The sequence below is a fragment of the Paraburkholderia susongensis genome, assembly GCF_900177725.1.
Taxonomy (GTDB): Bacteria; Pseudomonadota; Gammaproteobacteria; order Burkholderiales; family Burkholderiaceae; genus Paraburkholderia; species Paraburkholderia susongensis.
Genome location: NZ_FXAT01000006.1, coordinates 180739 through 196890, shown reverse-complemented (window position 1 = coordinate 196890; position 16152 = coordinate 180739). Strand labels below are relative to the sequence as shown.

Sequence of the window (16152 nt, the reverse complement as noted above, 5' to 3'; positions counted from 1 at the left end):
TTTGATCCCAATGGAGCGCGGCGTGTAAGACGATGCAAGGCTGCGGATCGAAGACAGTAGCGCGCTTATGCGGCGTACCTTTGCGGAAGATGAACCACGCGTTGCCGCGCTCTACGGACCATGAAGCAAGTCATGGTAAGTCCTGGTGACGTGAGCGACAGCGTCTACGCATCATCACGGGACGATCGTTCTCTTCAAGCCCATGTCATTCAGGATGCCGGCCCGCTGTTCCAGCCATGGTCGTACCGTTTCGAATCGCGTTACTCTTTTTGCCATGGAAGGCGCCGAGCGTGCCGGTCTGTCGCCGCAAGTATTCACGGCGCGTACGGGCGTCAGCGCGCGGGATCTGGCCGACAAAAACGGCCGGATCGATGGTGAGCGGCATAAGCGCGTCGTAGAGTTAATCGCGTATGTAGGGGGCACGTGCCGGCCAGTGCCGGATGGGTCGCACATGTTGTTCCCCGATTTCCCCGTGTTAGGTAACCTTTGCCTCAATGCGCGCACATTGCGTGAGGCGCTAGAGTCATTTCAGATGTTCCGCCCGCTAATCGGCGAATTCGATTTTCTATTTTTCAAGGAAACGCCGGACTTCGCGCAATTCGAATACATCGCGGAATTCGCGCCGAACAATGGCTTTCAGGCACTCGCCAATTTTCAGGTGATGGCGAATCTCATCCGGGCTTATGACGTCGCGCGACGCACGGTGTTTCGTGTCTCCGTGATGGGACCGACGCTGCCCGATTCACAAGATCCGAGCGCGTTTTTTGGCGAGCGGGTGCGTTACAACGCCGAGGCGAACAGGCTGCAGTTCGCCTCGGCGTTGCTGGATGCGCCGTTCATCCAGTACAACGCTGCGTTGGCGCCGTTTCTGCGCGAACAGGCTGAACAGGAACTACTGCGCATTAAACGGGGCCATCGGCTTTCTAACAGCATTGAAAATTTAATCAGTGAAATCATCTCGAGCCCATGCGACGATCTGCATACGTCTTCGTCGCTGCTTGCGCAGATTTGCGAGCGGCTGAGTACTTCACGGTGGACATTGCGGCGGCAGTTGCAGTCAGAGGGTTTGCACTTCACCGAACTCGAGACGCGCGTCAAGCTCAAGGAAGCTTGCCGGCTGCTCAGCGAGACTCGCATCAGTCTCGCTGAGATTAGCGAACAACTGGGTTTTTCGTCTCAAAGCGCTTTTACGCGGTTCTTTCGAGGACGGCATGGATCGACGCCCTCGACGTTTCGCCAACGCTCCCAGGACGCCAGATAAGGATGCTTCGGCTTGGATTCGGTTCTGAAACTGGCCTGATCGAATACAAAATAATTGTCACTGTCGATGCGTCGTGGTCGTCGACAGAATGTGCGCAACCCACAGGTTCCGTATGCCGGCCGACCAGCGTTGAACATGCCTCACCCCATGTTCACGCATGGGCTTCGCTGGCCTGCTTCCTGTCACCCTTGATCGACAGAACACCGAAATGACACGACTTCGCATCACTTCCTGCGGCCTGACTTTCATTGCCGAAACGAATCCGGATGCACCGCAAACCGTCGCGGCATTCCTGAAGCTGTTGCCGTATACGCAAAAAATCATTCACGTGCGCTGGAGCGGCGAAGGCTGCTGGGTGCCGCTGGGTGAATTCAAGCTCGAAAACGATGGCGTCGCGGTTGGCTTCGAAAATCACACGAGCCATCCTTCGGTCGGCGACATCCTGTTCTATCCGGGCGGCTACAGTGAAACTGAAATTATCATGGCTTACGGGTCGTGCCTGTTCGCGAGCAAGATGGGGCAACTCGCGGGCAATCACTTCCTGACGATCGTCGAGGGCAAGGAAAAGCTTCGCGAGCTAGGCGTCAAGGTGCTATGGGAAGGTGCGCAGGACATCACCTTCGAGAAGATCTGAAGCCTGTTCGTGCCGGAGCGATACACCGCAGGTTACTTGTGAAAGTAACGGCAGCCCTCGTCAGAGGCGTCTGCGGGACAGAATGAATTGTTCGAGCTCGCTGCAAGCGTGATCGATGTGACGCTTCAGGAGGGAGGCCGCGCCTCGAAAGTCTCCGGCTTTGCAAAGCCGGACTAGCTCACTGTGTTCTTCTTCGGCGCGGCGGCAACTCTCGGCGCTCAGTGACAGTTGCAAGCGCGTGTAGCGGTCCGTCTGCTGCAAAAGGCCGATGACGATTGCCGAAGTACGCGGCTGTTCTGCCTTGGACATCAGCACGTCGTGCAGGCGCGTGTTCAATTCACCCCATCGCGAAGGGTTCTGGGCATGCAACTCTTCGTGATACTCGGCGAGGATCGCGTCGAGTTCCGCGAAATCGGCTTGAGTCAATTTCGGCGCCGATTTCTTCAGAAGTACAGGTTCGAGCAACCCGCGCAGCATGAAAAGCTCGTTGATCTCGAGAATCGAAAGCCCGGATACCACCGCGCCCTTATGAGGCACGATACGCACGAGACCTTCCCCCTCCAGTTGCACCAGCGCTTCGCGCACCGGAATACGACTGACGCCAAACTCGGCGGCGAGCGCGTCCTGCCTGAGCTGATACCCCTCAGGCAACTCGCCCGCGATGATCTTGCGACGCAGAGCGTCGGCTGCCTGCTCTGCGACCGTGGTGGCGGGTAGCCGTGAGCTGGTAACGGTTGAAATCATGGCAAAACTTCCAAGGTGTCTCGTTCAGGCGAAAGGCCGACAATTGTATAAATTATGCCACGGAGGCTGGCGGGTGAATGCCTTTTCTCTGAGTGCGACGCTAACGGAAACCGGGTGGGCGGCAGTCATTTCGCCATCGCTTTCCATTCCGACGACAAAGCCCTGCGCGAGTTACGTTAATACCGCTTCCGCCAAAGGAAGAAAAGCCGTGGCACGAGCATCGGTGGATGAAGTGCGGGATGCAGGCGTCACGGCTAAAGATGGTCAATACTGCCCGACCGGGAACGGCATCAGCGAACGCATTCCAGTTTGCCGTCAATGCGGCGATTGAGACCCAGCGGATTTTCCATCTGCAGCGCAGCGGGCAACAGCGCGTCGGGCAGATCCTGATAACTCACCGGGCGCAGGAAGCGGTTGATCGCAAGGCTGCCGACCGAGGTTGAGCGTCCATCCGCTGTCGACGGGAACGGACCGCCGTGAACCATTGCGTGACCGACTTCTACGCCCGTGCCGAAGCCGTTCACCAGCAGCCGGCCGGTGCGGCGCTCGAGTGCGGGGAGAAACCGCCTGACGTCAGCGTAGTCCGCTTCGTCGATGTGCAGCGCCGCGGTCAACTGGCCTTCCAGCGATTCGATGAGTTCGAGCATCGCGTCGAGGCTCGGGCAGCGCACGATCAGCGACGATGCACCGAAGATTTCCTCCTGCAGATCGTGGCTCTCGCGAAACGCCTCGGCGGTGGTGACGAACAGCGCCGACTCGCCCTGATTGTCGCCCTTCGCCTCGAGGCCGCGCGCGGCGGTCGTGACGTCCGCATGAGAGGCAGCCCTTTCAACCGCGCCTTCATACGCCTTATGGATGCCCGGGGTGAGCATGGTCTGAGCGGCGGTGTCCTTGAGCGCTGCGGATGCCGCTTCGATGAACCTGTCGAGATCCGGACCGTTGACGGCCAGCACGAGACCGGGGTTGGTGCAGAACTGGCCGGCGCCCAGCACGAGCGACTGCACGAACGCCTTCGCGATGCCTTCCGCGCGGTTCTCCAGTGCAGCCGGGAACAACAACACCGGGTTGATGCTGCTCATTTCCGCGTAGACGGGGATCGGTTCCTTGCGTGCCGCGGCGAGCTTCATCAGCGCCGTGCCGCCGCCGCGAGAGCCCGTGAAGCCCGCTGCCTTGATGCGCTCGTCCTTGACCAGTCCCTGGCCGACGTCGCGGCCGCTGTCGAACAGCAGCGAGAACGTGCCTTCCGGCATGCCGCAATCCTTCACAGCCTTCTGCACCGCGCGGCCGACGAGTTCCGCCGTGCCCGGATGCGCCGAGTGAGCCTTGGCGATCACCGGGCAGCCGGCGGCCAGCGCCGATGCCGTGTCGCCGCCCGCGACCGAGAACGCCAGCGGGAAGTTGCTCGCGCCGAACACCGCGACCGGACCCACACCGATGTGACGCAGACGCAGATCGACGCGCGGCAGCGGCTTGCGCTCGGGCTGCGCCGGGTCGATGCGCGCACCGATGAAATCGCCATTGCGCACGACGTCCGCGAACATGCGCAACTGACCGACCGTGCGGCCGCGCTCGCCTTCCAGGCGCGCGCGCGGCAAGCCGCTTTCGATCATGCAGCGCTCGATCAGGTCGTCGCCGATATCGAGGATGTTCTGCGCGATCGTTTCGAGGAACGTCGCGCGCACTTCCGGCGAGGTTTCTCGATAGATGTCGAACGCGGTCCAGGCGAGTGCGCATGCGCGGTCGAGATCGGCGAGCGTCGCGCCGCCGAAAACCGGTTCGATGGTTGCGCCCGTCGCTGCATTGACAGCCTTGATCTCGCCGTTGGATCCGAACACAGATTGCTGACCGATAAGCAGATTGCCAGTAATTTGCATGGTGACTGTTCCTTGCGATAAGTTGTTGAAGCGTTCGAGTCGAACGCTGAGCGCCACGTCACGGATGCGTGCCGATGAATGACGTTCTACAGGAGAGGAGGGGCTTGCTCGTGTTTGCGCTTCACGCTTCAATGTCACGTATGAGCCTGAAGAAAGCTCCCGGGCGGGACGATAGGCCCTGCGAGCGTGGCTGCTCCTGGCCGGTTGATAGGAGACAAACAGAAGACAGGCAGGAGACAGGCAGGAGACAGGCAGGAGACAAACAGGAAGCAAACGCGCGGGTGACGCCTCGACATGAAGCGCGGATAAAACGAACACAGGCGCCCGCAAACGCAGGCGCGCCTATGACGCGAACGACGCGGCCAGCTGGAGGCCGGCCGCGTCGGTGAAGCTCGAATCAGACCGCGCGAGCGTTAAGCGTTATTTTCCTTCGACCAATTGCCGTACCACGTACGGAACATGTTGTACTGCTCTTCGGCGTACCGGCGTTGGGAATCGCTCAGAGCGTCGGTCTCGTTGAAGTGGAGCGTGTATTCCTTGTCGCCGTTCAGCACCATCAGATGCTTGTAGTAGAGCACGAGATCGGTACCTTCATCGAACGACGAAAGCACGCCGAGCGCCGCCTCCAGTTCCCGCGCTTGACGGCGCGCGGTCACATCGCCCTTGCGAGCTTTGTTGCACAGCGCGACCAGGTGCAGCACTTCACGGGGAAGCGCATTACCGATGCCGGTAATGGCGCCCGTGGCGCCGCAATTGACGAAGCCGTGAAACACATGGGTGTCGACGCCTGCCATCAGCGTGACGCTTTCGTCTTGCGACGTGATGTGCTCGGCTGCATAGCGCATATCAGCTGCACCGCCGAACTCCTTGAAGCCGATCAGGTTCGGGTACTGACGGCGCAGTTCAAAGAACAGGTCCGCACGCGTGGCAAATCCGTAGTAGGGGCTGTTGTAGATAACGGCCGGCAGTGCGGGCGCAGCTTCAAGGATGGCCGCGAAGTGTGCTTTCTGCGCAGCGGGCGACGATCCACGGGAAAGAACGCGCGGGATGACCATCAAGCCTTGAGCGCCTACGCGGGCAGCGTGAGCGGCGTGTGAAACGGCTTCTTTCGAGTTGACTGCGCCAGTGCCCACGATGGTCGGAACGCCGGCAGCAACCAGACGGGCAACACCTTCCTGGCGCTGAGCTTCAGTGAGGAGCGGCCAGTCACCCATCGAGCCGCAGTACACGACGGCGCTCATTCCGATTTCGACCAGCTCTCGGCCCTTGGATACGAGCGCGTCGTAGTCAGGGGTGCGGTCGGCCTTGCAGGGCGTCATAAGGGCAGGGATGGTGCCGGTGAAGATGTTGTCGCTCATTGCGGATTCCTTCAAGTGTTCGTTGGGTGATCAAAAGAACTGCGGCGCGAGACAAACGAGCCGTCTCGGCTGGCGTCAGAGTGAACCTTGACCGGAAGCCAGGTGTATCCCACGCGAAGCCACAGGTTGGATACTATCGCTACTAAATATTTTATACAATACCATCCACATGATGGATAACACCTGGACGTCGATCCTTGCTTGTTCGAAACTCAGGATGGCGCGATATATAAGGCTGATAGCCTGATGTTATCGCTAGAACGCTGCATTTTTCAGGATTCGCGCGTGTCCTGTAAAGATTCTGTCAGATTGAATCTATATGGATATTGTATATAATTTGAGTTCCCGGCGGATCTGGCGCCCATCGAAGTATCCACTCCGGGTACGACTTTCTCGACCGGAGCGCGACGCCGTTTCCAACCTCGTTTCACCATTGAGGGCACACAATGTCTATCTCTTCTCCGTTCGTCGTGCTGTCCCTTGACGACGCGTACGAACTTTCCTTCGGCGCTCTGCTACGGAATGGATTGGACGAGCGGCACGCGGCGGCTGTCGCCAGGTCCGTCGTATCTGGGCAGCGTGACGAATGTCATTCGCACGGCTTGTACCGTCTACTCGTCTGCGTGAAGGGGTTGCGTACAGGCAAGATCAACGGCAATGCGAACCCCGAAGTTTTCGATATGTCTGCCGCCCTAACACGGGTGGATGCTCACGGTGGCTTCTCGCAGGTCGCGTTTGACGTTGGAGCCGAGCACCTCGTGCGCAAGGCTAAAGAGGTTGGCATCGCGGCGTTGGCTATTAACAACTGCTTCCATTTTTCTGCGCTCTGGCAGGAGGTGGAGCAACTGGCTGAGCTGGGTGTCGCCGCCATGGCAATGACACCCAGCCATTCGTATGTGGCTCCTGCTGGAGGAAACAAGCCTCTGCTCGGCACCAATCCTTTTGCATTTGGCTGGCCTCGGCCAGGTAAATTCCCGTTCGTGTTTGACTTCGCGACAAGCATGGTTGCGCGAGGGGACATCGAACTGGCTAAACGCAAGAAGGAAAAGATCCCGTTCGGTTGGGCTGTCGATCAAGACGGAATGCCGACCGACGACCCTGGCCGCGCACTCGAGGGGGCCATGCTGACTTTCGGTTCCTACAAAGGCTCCGCGCTTTCCACGATGATCGAACTGCTCGCGGGTCCGTTGCTCGGCGATCTTATGAGCTTCGAATCTCAGCAGGTCGACGCAGGCGCCGCAATCACCCCATTCCATGGCGAACTTCTAGTCGCGTTCAGTCCGCAGGGGTTTGTGGGTTCGAAAGACGGCGCAACGGCCAACCATGAGCGCGCCGAGTCTCTCTTTAACGCCATCGTCGATCAGGGAGCCAGGCTGCCATCGCAGCGCAGATTCGAGGCGAGAGCAAAGGCAATCCGTGAAGGAGTGCGTATAGATCGAGCACTCTATGAGGACATCCGAAAGCTTTGAGTGCTCAAGGTAAAGGCCAACGGTGCGGACTCGGCAGGCCCAGCCTCGGGTTCGACGACATCGCTTTTCCGGGGAGCGTTGGGTGAGTTTGTCTGCTGGCCGTGATTCTTGCCTGACTGCCTGGTTGGGCTGATTGGTCGAAAAGCTGGCTTGTCTATGAAGCGGTCACCGCGGCAATTACCGCACGGTTGATTGGCTTGCGCAAACCAGGCCGTCTACTGCGCGCTGACTGCCTCTTCAACTGACCCTCCAACTGGCCCTCATCCCGCTCTTGCGTCGACCTGATCCCAAGAGGGTTAACCATGATATACGCATACTTTATGTTTTATACAATGTTACAAATGTAGGCGTGACGTAGGGTTGCGCGCTAATCGGGAGAGGTGACCGTGGCTGATCAGTTGGGAAGAACGATCGAAAGAAGCGGGGCGCGCGCTGATGCAAGCGCGTCGCGGAGTGATTTGCGGCGTGTAGTCGCTGCCGCCATGGTGGGATCAGTGGCCGAGTGGTACGAGTTTTTCCTTTATGGCACAGCGTCCGCGCTCGTTTTCGGCACGCACTTCTTCAAGAAGACGGGAAATCCGATTGACGGTCTGCTGGCAGCATTTGCGCTTTACGCTGTCGGGTTTGCAGCCCGTCCTATTGGCGGGCTCGTCTTCGGTTATTTCGGGGACAAGTTCGGCCGCAAGTATCTGCTGCAAGTCAGCCTGGTTGTCGTCGGCATTACGACATTCCTGATGGGCTGTCTGCCGACGTTCGAAGCTATCGGCTATTGGGCTCCGATTCTTCTGGTCTCGCTTCGCCTGATTCAAGGTTTCGCATTCGGTGGTGAGTGGGGCGGTGCCGTCTTGCTGGTGAGTGAACACAGTCCGGACAATCGTCGCGGCTATTGGGCAAGTTGGCCGCAGGCTGGCGTTCCGGCAGGGAATCTGGTTGCGACGGTCATCCTGCTGGTACTGTCGAGCTCGCTTTCCGAGCAGGAGTTCCTGTCCTGGGGATGGCGCGTTGCGTTCTGGTTCTCGGCTGTGGTGGTGATCATCGGCTTCTGGATTCGCCGCAAAGTGGATGATGCGCCGATCTTCAAGGAGTCGCAGGCTCGCCGCGAAAAAGAACAGGTCAAGCAGTTAGGTGTGCTTCATGTGTTGAAGTACCACTGGCGGGAAGTGTTGATTGGCATCGGTGCGCGCTTTGCCGAAAACATCCTGTATTACGTCGTGGTCACGTTTTCGCTGACTTACCTCAAGCTCGTGGTTGGCGCCGATACGACACGCATTCTGAAGCTGATGTTCGCTGCCAATGCAATCCACTTCTTCATCATTCCCTTCATGGGATACATGTCGGATGTGGTCGGCCGCAAACCTGTCTACCTCACGGGTGCAGTCCTGACCGCTACCTGGGGATTTGTAGGCTTTCCCATGATGGACACGGGTAATGACTGGATCATCATGGGCGCGATCGTTTTGGGGTTGGCGATCGAATCGATGACCTATTCGCCGTATTCAGCGCTCATGACGGAAATGTTTCCGACTAACGTCCGTTATACCGCGCTGTCGCTTTGCTACCAGGTTGCGCCCTTGATGGCCGGCTCCCTGGCACCGCTGATCAGTCTTGCTTTGCTGGAACGTTATCATTCGTCGACGCCGATCGCGCTGTACCTGGTGGCTGCTGCCGTGATCTCGATTGTCTGCGTTGGCCTGGCCAAGGAGACACGAGGAAAGTCGCTGCGCGCGGTGGATGCCGAGGCAAGTCAGCGAACCGGGCTCTGACCTCAATCGTTGCGCGATGCCGGTCTGGAAGCACGTTCAGAGCGGCTCGTGAGAGCCGCTCTTCAACTGAAGCGGCTCACTGCGATTCACTGGACGCTATGGTTGTTCGGCAAGTTCTCTGAGGCGTTCAAGATCCCGCCGGACCCAATCCGCGTCTCCAGCGAATCTGACGTCGCTCATGCCGGGCTGTCTGAACAGCGTCAGTAGCACCTCGGCACCATCGCCATTCTCGATCACTCTCAGCGGTATGTAGACTGTCCGGTCGTCGTTCAATCGGACCCGGTGGTCCATGATCCCGTAGGCGTTATGGCCGCTGAAGATGATTTCGATCGGCCCTTCCGGGCCTTTCGCTCGCCATTTCCCGTCAACGTTCGTGAGCGATGCATCACTCAAGCCGGACGCCCAGCGCGGGAATTCCTCGGGTCGCCAGAATTCATCGTAAAGCTGCCGCCAGTTCCGATTGACCGTGACGCTGAGCGTCATCGAGTCGAGCCGTGAAGACGTTTGATCCATTGTGTCTACCCTCCTGGCCGCACTGACTCGACCTCGAGCGGTTCACTAATCGTCATGAGAATAAGAAAGGTGAGCGCGGAAATCGCGGACATGAACCCGAACACATAATCCCATCCGAAATGATCGAGCAACAGGCCCGCGATGAACGGTGTGGCCGCGCCACCGAGTTGTCCGCCCATGTTGACGATCGCGTTCGCGAGCGGATATTTCTCCTTTGATACAAACGACGTCGGATAGACCATGTAAGCAGAGAAGCCGACGCTCAGCGCAACACCCGTCATGAAAATCAGGATGCCGTACCAAACTGGCGAGGCCGGAGACTGGATCAGCACAACCATCATGACCGCGGTGGCGACGGCGGAAAACATCATGCCGGGCTTGCGCCGCTTGCCGAGCGCGCGGTCGGACAGCAGGCCGCCAAGAATATTGCCGACAACCGCACCGACCCATGGCGCAGCCGCGACGAGCCCCATTCCGGCAATGCTGAACTTCTTGACGGTGAGCAGATAGGTCGGAATCCACGCGAGCAGCACGCTCGAAATGCCTAGCTGACAGCAATAGCCAAGCGCGCAGCCATAGATATTCCACGACGTTGCGACTGCAGCCGTCGACTCCAGCGGCTTCTCACTGCGTACGCGCGTCAGTTTGTCGAGCCATGGCATCGCGCGGGTACGTTCGACGCGCGCCGGCGAGCCGGCCTGCGAACTGGCTGCGCCGATGAAGTCGAGCTCTGCCTGATTGACCGCGCGGCTATCGGACGGTTTGTCCGCTACCATTAGATACCACACGATCGAAAAGAGAATGCCAGGCACTGCGAAAAAGATGAAGATCTGCTGCCAACCCCAGATCGAAATGATCGCCGCACCGAGAATTGGCGTGATGACGGGACCAAATTTGACCGATGACAGGAAAAGACCGGCGGCGGTGCCTTTTTCCTTCGCGGGAAACCAGCTATTGATCGTCGCGGCGATTCCAAGCGGAAGCGGACCCTCTGCGATACCCAGCGCGAAGCGGCAGAGCTTTAGCGCAAACAGCGAGCCCACTAGGCCCGTTAGTCCGGTCGCGATGGAGGTGAGGATCATCGAAATGGGCAGCGCTCGGCGCACGCCGAAGCGCGAGATGATCCAGGCCGAGGGTATTTGTGCGATCGCGTACGCGATGAGGAACACGCTGACGAGTGCGCCGGCTTCGGCGTTGCTCATGGCGAATTCCTTGCGCAGAAACGGCAGGGCGATACCGAGGTTCGCGCGATCCGCCGCGGCGACCGTGTAAATCAGGAAAAAGAGGGTGGCAACTACCCAGCGATAACGTGTCGGTCGCGCCAACGCGGGGAGGGCGTCCGGTGCGGCCACTGTGGTGCCTTTTCTCATGTTGTTTCACTCCGCGTTGGTCTTATTGGTCGAGCTTGAATCTGCGAAGCGTCTCCCGTAGCTCCAGAAATTCCACGGTGGTCGCGCCGTTATGGATCTTCTCGCGGAACGCGTTCTCCCTTTCGTCGCGCGCGCGGCTCTTTTGCACGACGCGCGCCCGACATCGTCCTGCGCGACGGCGACCACCTCGTCAGAACACGAGTCTCTGGCGTTACAAGCCTTCGCAGCCCAACCGGCGCAGGGACTCGTCGATCCACGATTTGTCGTCGAACTTGCCCGACAGGGTGTTCTCCAGAATTCTGGCTTCGCCTGCGCTCTTCTTCGCAGCCATGGCGTAGACCGTCTCGACATCGTCGTAGGGCACGCATACGAAGCCGTCCGCATCGCCCACGATCAGATCGCCGGGCTCGACGACCATGCCGCCGAAAGCCACGGTCACGTTGATCTCTCCGGGGCCGTCCTTGTAGGGGCCTCGGTGGGTCACGCCGGCGGCATAGACCGGCATATCGTGCTTGCTGATCCAGTCCGAATCGCGGATGGCGCCGTTGATGACCATGCCGGCAAAGCCGCGCTTCATCGCGTAGGACAGCATCAGCTCGCCGATGATCGCATTGGTCAGATCGCCGCCGGCATCCACCACGATGACGTCACCCGGCTGGGCCAGCGTCAGCGCCTTGTGCACCATGAGGTTGTCGCCGGGACGAGTCTTGACCGTGAACGCGGGGCCGGAGAGCACGCCACCGGCATGCATGGGACGCAAGGTCGGGCCGCCGGCGGTCATGCGCGACATCACATCGCTGACGCAGGCCACGGGCACGTTGGCAAAGCGTTTGGCTACTTCCGCGCTGACCGCGCGTTTGCGGTCGAGAATTCTGAATCCGATTTGCATATTTAGTACTCCTTGAAAGGATCGGCACAACTCGGGCCGTGAAATGAATCGCCCTGTCTTCCTCCAGCATGCCTACGGGTTGCTGGCAGGCTGTTACGGCAATCGATATGGGTCGTAACCCAGATGTTGTTTCAGAGGCAGGAGGCAGGAATCAGGAAAGGACACGTCCCAATCGCGCTACACCTTCTTCGATCGAGCGCTCGTCGGTGGCATACGACAGCCTCAGCGCGTGCTTGCCGCTGCTGCCGAACTCCTCGCCGCGCCTGACCATCACACCGGCTTCCGCGGCCTTGGCGGCGACTTCCAACGACGTCCCCAGCTTGCTGAGATACTGCAGCCAGAAATAAAAAGCTCCGTCGGGGCGTCTGAACTGGATGGTAGGAATCTTGCGCAAGCACGATTCCATGAGATCACGCCGCTTCTGGAAGACGCGTCGCATCTTCTCCGCGTCTTCGCCTGCCTTCAGCAGCGCGGTCGCACCGGCGAGCTGATTGGCCGAGTTGATGGCGCCATTGAACGTGCGGTGGGCCGTGGAGGCGGATGCAACGAGGCGCGGCTCACCGATGAGGTAGCCAAGCCGCCATCCGGTCATGGCGTATTTTTTCGAAAACGTGCGGCAGACAATGAGGTTGTCGCCCAGACCGGCTATGTCAAGCGCCGAGACGAAACCGTTGTCGTAGGTGAGTCCTTCGTAGGCCTCGTCGCACAGAATGAAGAGGCCGTTGCGTTTGACGATATCCGCGAACGACGCCCATTCGGTTGGGCTGATGACGGCCCCGGTCGGATTCGACGGGTGGCACAGGACGATCAGCTTCGCGCCCTTGGCATCTTTGTCGATCATGTCGAAATCGAGCTTCCCATCCGCATCCCTGGAAAACCGCTTTACGCTGGCGCCGACCAGATTGATCGCGTCCAGATAGAGGGAGTAGGTCGGGTCTTCCAGCAGCACCACATCGCCAGGATTGAGCAGGCCCAGAATGGTGGCAGTGAGGCCCGCCGAGCCGCCGTGGGTGACCAATATGTTCTCGGACGAAAAAGCCTTGCCAGCAACGCCAACCGCCGATTGCAAGATCGCGTTCACGAGCTCGGAGCGGCCTTCCTGCGGAGAATAATGCGTGTAACCCGAACTGATCGCCTGTATCTGGGCATCGATGACCACTTGTGGCGTATCGAAGTCCGGCTCGCCGATGGCGAGCGAAACTTTGTCAGTGACGCCCGGGATCAGGTTCTTGCTCCGCAGGGACTGGCTCCTGACGCGCAATACGGCGTCGGACGAAATCGAGGGTAGGGGTTGATTCAATTTACTTTCTCCATTTTCCTCGGCACCACGCCGAGGAATTCCCGGGTTCTCTGTTCCCTGGGGTTGTCTATGACCTGATGCGCGGGGCCTTCTTCCACGATGCTGCCATCGGCCATGAATACCACGCGGTTGCACACTTCACGGGCAAAGCCGACTTCGTGCGTGACGACGAGCATGGATATGCCGAGGGAGGCGACCTCTTTCATCACGTTGAGCACTTCATTCACCAGCTCGGGATCCAGCGCGGAAGTGGGCTCGTCGAACAGGATGACTTCCGGATCCATCGCCAGCGTTCGGGCTATCGCGACACGCTGCTTCTGGCCACCGGACAATTCCGAGGGATAGGCATCCATGCGCTCGGCCAACCCGACCCGCCGGAGCAATTCGCGCCCGCGAGTGATGGCTTGCTCCCTGGGCGTTTTGAGAACGTGCAGCGGACCTTCGATGACGTTTCCCAGCGCGGTTTTGTGGGGGTAGAGATTAAAGTGCTGAAACACCATCCCCACTTTCTGCCGCTGCCTGGCAAGGCGCTTGCCGAAGATTTCCCTGAGTGTGTCGCCGTGGCGTTCGTAGCCGATGTAGTTGCCGCACACTTTGATGGAACCGCTCGTCACCTCTTCCAGGTGGTTGACGCAACGTAGCAGCGTGGATTTTCCGGACCCCGACGGGCCGAGAATGGCGACTACCTCGCCCTTCATGACGTGGAGGTCGATGCCGTTGAGCACAACCTTGTCGCCGAATCGCTTCTTGACGTTGACTATCTCTACAACCGGAGCTTCAGATACGGCCATTGTCGTTAACCTTTTCTATATATCGCTCGACATATGAATGCCTAGGCGACGTCCATATTCACGTTGATCTTTGCCGTGCTGCCTTTTTTACCGTTGTTTCGGGTATATCCCTTGCCTACGGTGCGTTCGAGATAGTGCTGGCCTAGTGTCGCGACGGTAACGAGCACGAGATACCAGATGGTGGCCACCACGAGCAGCGGCATGACCGCGTAATTGACGGCGTAGATATCCTGGACATTGCTCAGCAGGTCGCCACCGGAAATGAAGGCCACCAGCGCGGTCGCCTTCAGAAGATTGATGGCCTGGTTGCCCGTGGGCGGCACGATGACCCGCATAGCCTGCGGGAGGATGATTCGGCGCATGGCCTGGCTTTCGGTCATGCCGGTCGTGATGGCCGCTTCCCGCTGGCCGGCATCGACCGACATGATGCCCGCGCGAACGATCTCGGCCATATAGGCGCCGTCGTGCAGAGAGAAGCCGACAACGGCGGCGGTGAAGCCTGAGATCACCGCGTTGGTCTTGAGCATGACGCCCAGGTTTGTAAAGGGCACGCCCAGGAACAGGACCGGAAACAGTGCGGCGAGGTTGTACCAGAAGATCAACTGCACGAGGAGCGGCGTGCCGCGGAAAAACCAGAGATATCCGTTCGCGATGGTCACGAATATGCGGCTTTTGGACAGCCTCATGATCGCGATCAAGGTACCTATGATGATCGCCAGAATCTGGCATACGATGGTTACCACCAGCGTCACGCGTACGCCGGACAGCACGTGCGAATCAAAGAGGTAATGGCCTATCACCGGCCATTGCATGTTCTCGTTGTCCGCGATGCGGAATATGAACGAGAGCAGAAATATCAGGACCACGGCGCCAATCGCTATCTGGACCGGATGCTTGCTACGAACAATGCGCAGTTGATGAGTGCGCTCGTCATTCTTTTCCACGGAAGGGTCCCTCGCGTCCAGAGTGTCTGGCGCCACCGCCATTGCTTTCATCGGACTGCTCTTTTTTAGCGTTGCCTGGCGCTACGGTGCGGATGCGCCCACACCGTAGCGATGATTCAAATACCGGGTCTTAATTTTTGCCTTGCATGGCATTGATCACCGGGTTGTCGATTCGCATTTGAGGCACGCCGTAGAAATCGAGAATCTGCTTATCGATCCCTTGCTTTGAAATGCCCTCGAACGCGAGTTGCAAGGCCTTGGCGAGCTGCGCGTTTTTGGTGCCGACAGCCGCGCCATGGAATCCGGATTCGAAAAGATCGCCGGTCAGTTCGGCCTTGCCGGCCGAAGCCTTGACGATATTGGCCGCGATTGCGTAGTCGATACCCATCGCGTCGATGCGTCCGGTCCGCAGGGCGAGGTCCGAAGCGCTGGCCGACGGATAGCCCTGAACGGTCACTGCCGGTTTGCCGGCCTTGGTGCACGAATCAGACTGCCGCTGGGCAATGGCGAGCGAGAGGCTGCCGACAGGTCCGCCCGCGGTGGTGCCGCAGAGATCCGCCACGGAATGGATGTTCCTGGGATTGCCCTTGGCCACGATCAACTGCTGGCCGGTCTTCGTGTAGTCGACAAAGGTCACTTGCTTTTCGCGCTCGGGCGTGTCGGAGAAGTCGGACATCGCCACGTCCAGGCGGCCGGAGGTAAGGCCTATCACCATGGACCCGAAATCGGTATTGATGACCTTGATACGCACGCCGAGCGCCTGGCCCAGCGCCTGCATGAAATCCGCTTCGATGCCGGTGATGCCGCCATCCTCGCGATAAAGGTAAGGAGGCAGGGTGGTTTCGCCGCCTATGGTCAGAACCCCTTTTTCCTTGATGTCGCTCGGCAGCGCAGCCACCGCCGCCGGGTTGAGCGCCGCCTTCGAGATTTTCGAATTGATCACGAATCCGTCGGCGTTATTTTCGGCATGCGCCGAGCCGATCAAACCCAGAAAAGCGGCACAAGCGAGCGAGATCGCGGAAATTGCCTTGAATCCATTTTTCTTAAGCATGGTTACCTGTTCAGTCAAGAGGAGGTCGCTTCAAAAAAACATCGAAACATCCAGGTCATTACTCAGGGTTTTCCCTTTGGAGAGTGCCTGTCCGTCGGCGTATTGGCGTATATCTCATGCAAGCGTATCGGTATTAATTCATCTAAAAAAGCGAATTTTTTAATTCTGATAGCATTCCTTTTTTTCATGTA

General features: G+C 58.9%; 15 protein-coding genes. 4 read left to right on the top strand and 11 right to left on the bottom strand.

Translation table 11 applies throughout. From position 1 onward, the window contains the following. Window positions 1-205 precede the first annotated feature (205 nt). The gene (locus B9Z01_RS36315; protein ID WP_244196105.1) at window positions 206-385 is read right to left on the bottom strand and encodes a hypothetical protein; all 180 of its coding nucleotides are present in this window, start codon (window positions 383-385) and stop codon (window positions 206-208) included. Between B9Z01_RS36315 and B9Z01_RS19820 the strand changes: the two genes are divergently transcribed. Together B9Z01_RS19820 and B9Z01_RS19815 are read left to right on the top strand one after the other, a co-directional pair. Further along, entirely contained in the window at window positions 299-1261 is a 963-nt protein-coding gene (locus B9Z01_RS19820; RefSeq protein ID WP_244196101.1) for a helix-turn-helix transcriptional regulator, read from the top strand. The genes B9Z01_RS36315 and B9Z01_RS19820 overlap by 87 nt on opposite strands. A gap of 208 nt (window positions 1262-1469) precedes the next feature. Further along, a complete protein-coding gene (locus B9Z01_RS19815) occupies window positions 1470-1895 on the top strand; it encodes a DUF3830 family protein (RefSeq protein WP_085486097.1) in 426 nt (141 codons plus the stop codon). A gap of 60 nt (window positions 1896-1955) precedes the next feature. Here the strand turns inward: B9Z01_RS19815 and B9Z01_RS19810 are convergent, their stop codons facing one another. The 3 genes from B9Z01_RS19810 to B9Z01_RS19800 form a co-directional block, all read right to left on the bottom strand. Then, a complete protein-coding gene (locus tag B9Z01_RS19810; protein WP_085486095.1) occupies window positions 1956-2639 on the bottom strand; it encodes a GntR family transcriptional regulator in 684 nt (227 codons plus the stop codon). A gap of 290 nt (window positions 2640-2929) precedes the next feature. After that, window positions 2930-4513: an aldehyde dehydrogenase (NADP(+)) gene (locus tag B9Z01_RS19805; RefSeq protein ID WP_085486093.1), complete on the bottom strand. Its 1584-nt coding sequence runs from the start codon at window positions 4511-4513 to the stop codon at window positions 2930-2932. A gap of 413 nt (window positions 4514-4926) precedes the next feature. Then, window positions 4927-5871 (bottom strand): dihydrodipicolinate synthase family protein, encoded by a 945-nt coding sequence (locus B9Z01_RS19800; protein WP_085486091.1) that lies wholly within the window; start codon window positions 5869-5871, stop codon window positions 4927-4929. Window positions 5872-6317: 446 nt separating this feature from the next. Between B9Z01_RS19800 and B9Z01_RS19795 the strand changes: the two genes are divergently transcribed. Continuing rightward, on the top strand, window positions 6318-7340 hold the full coding sequence (locus B9Z01_RS19795) for an Ldh family oxidoreductase (RefSeq protein ID WP_085486089.1): 1023 nt from the start codon (window positions 6318-6320) through the stop codon (window positions 7338-7340). 398 nt (window positions 7341-7738) lie between these two features. Continuing rightward, window positions 7739-9103 (top strand): fosfomycin efflux MFS transporter AbaF, encoded by a 1365-nt coding sequence (gene abaF, locus B9Z01_RS19790; protein ID WP_275937511.1) that lies wholly within the window; start codon window positions 7739-7741, stop codon window positions 9101-9103. A gap of 96 nt (window positions 9104-9199) precedes the next feature. Here abaF and B9Z01_RS19785 read toward each other — a convergent pair whose 3' ends face one another. The 7 genes from B9Z01_RS19785 to B9Z01_RS19755 form a co-directional block, all read right to left on the bottom strand. Continuing rightward, entirely contained in the window at window positions 9200-9616 is a 417-nt protein-coding gene (locus B9Z01_RS19785; RefSeq protein ID WP_085486087.1) for an SRPBCC family protein, read from the bottom strand. A 5-nt stretch (window positions 9617-9621) separates the two neighbouring features. Next, complete coding sequence (locus tag B9Z01_RS19780) at window positions 9622-10986, bottom strand: MFS transporter (protein WP_085486085.1); 1365 nt, start codon at window positions 10984-10986, stop codon at window positions 9622-9624. A 211-nt stretch (window positions 10987-11197) separates the two neighbouring features. After that, window positions 11198-11875 carry an RraA family protein gene (locus tag B9Z01_RS19775; protein WP_085486083.1) on the bottom strand — a complete coding sequence of 226 codons (678 nt, stop codon included), beginning with the start codon at window positions 11873-11875 and terminating at the stop codon, window positions 11198-11200. A 151-nt stretch (window positions 11876-12026) separates the two neighbouring features. Beyond that, on the bottom strand, window positions 12027-13175 hold the full coding sequence (locus B9Z01_RS19770) for a pyridoxal phosphate-dependent aminotransferase (RefSeq protein WP_167387525.1): 1149 nt from the start codon (window positions 13173-13175) through the stop codon (window positions 12027-12029). Then, window positions 13172-13966: an amino acid ABC transporter ATP-binding protein gene (locus tag B9Z01_RS19765; RefSeq protein WP_085486520.1), complete on the bottom strand. Its 795-nt coding sequence runs from the start codon at window positions 13964-13966 to the stop codon at window positions 13172-13174. The genes B9Z01_RS19770 and B9Z01_RS19765 overlap by 4 nt, the downstream gene beginning before the upstream one ends. Before the next feature lie 41 nt (window positions 13967-14007). Further along, entirely contained in the window at window positions 14008-14910 is a 903-nt protein-coding gene (locus B9Z01_RS19760; RefSeq protein ID WP_143809009.1) for an amino acid ABC transporter permease, read from the bottom strand. A gap of 130 nt (window positions 14911-15040) precedes the next feature. Next, window positions 15041-15979, bottom strand: a complete 939-nt coding sequence (locus tag B9Z01_RS19755) for an ABC transporter substrate-binding protein (RefSeq protein ID WP_167387524.1) — start codon at window positions 15977-15979, stop codon at window positions 15041-15043. Between the last annotated feature and the right edge of the window lie 173 nt (window positions 15980-16152).

Coding starts and splice junctions, on each gene's coding strand:
- B9Z01_RS19775 (WP_085486083.1), bottom strand. CDS start 11,875: ATGCAAATCGGATTCAGAATTCTCGACCGCAAACGCGCGGTCAGCGCG.
- B9Z01_RS19795 (WP_085486089.1), top strand. CDS start 6,318: ATGTCTATCTCTTCTCCGTTCGTCGTGCTGTCCCTTGACGACGCGTAC.
- B9Z01_RS19810 (WP_085486095.1), bottom strand. CDS start 2,639: ATGATTTCAACCGTTACCAGCTCACGGCTACCCGCCACCACGGTCGCA.
- B9Z01_RS19765 (WP_085486520.1), bottom strand. CDS start 13,966: ATGGCCGTATCTGAAGCTCCGGTTGTAGAGATAGTCAACGTCAAGAAG.
- B9Z01_RS19780 (WP_085486085.1), bottom strand. CDS start 10,986: ATGAGAAAAGGCACCACAGTGGCCGCACCGGACGCCCTCCCCGCGTTG.
- B9Z01_RS19800 (WP_085486091.1), bottom strand. CDS start 5,871: ATGAGCGACAACATCTTCACCGGCACCATCCCTGCCCTTATGACGCCC.
- B9Z01_RS19805 (WP_085486093.1), bottom strand. CDS start 4,513: ATGCAAATTACTGGCAATCTGCTTATCGGTCAGCAATCTGTGTTCGGA.
- B9Z01_RS19815 (WP_085486097.1), top strand. CDS start 1,470: ATGACACGACTTCGCATCACTTCCTGCGGCCTGACTTTCATTGCCGAA.
- B9Z01_RS19785 (WP_085486087.1), bottom strand. CDS start 9,616: ATGGATCAAACGTCTTCACGGCTCGACTCGATGACGCTCAGCGTCACG.
- B9Z01_RS36315 (WP_244196105.1), bottom strand. CDS start 385: ATGCCGCTCACCATCGATCCGGCCGTTTTTGTCGGCCAGATCCCGCGC.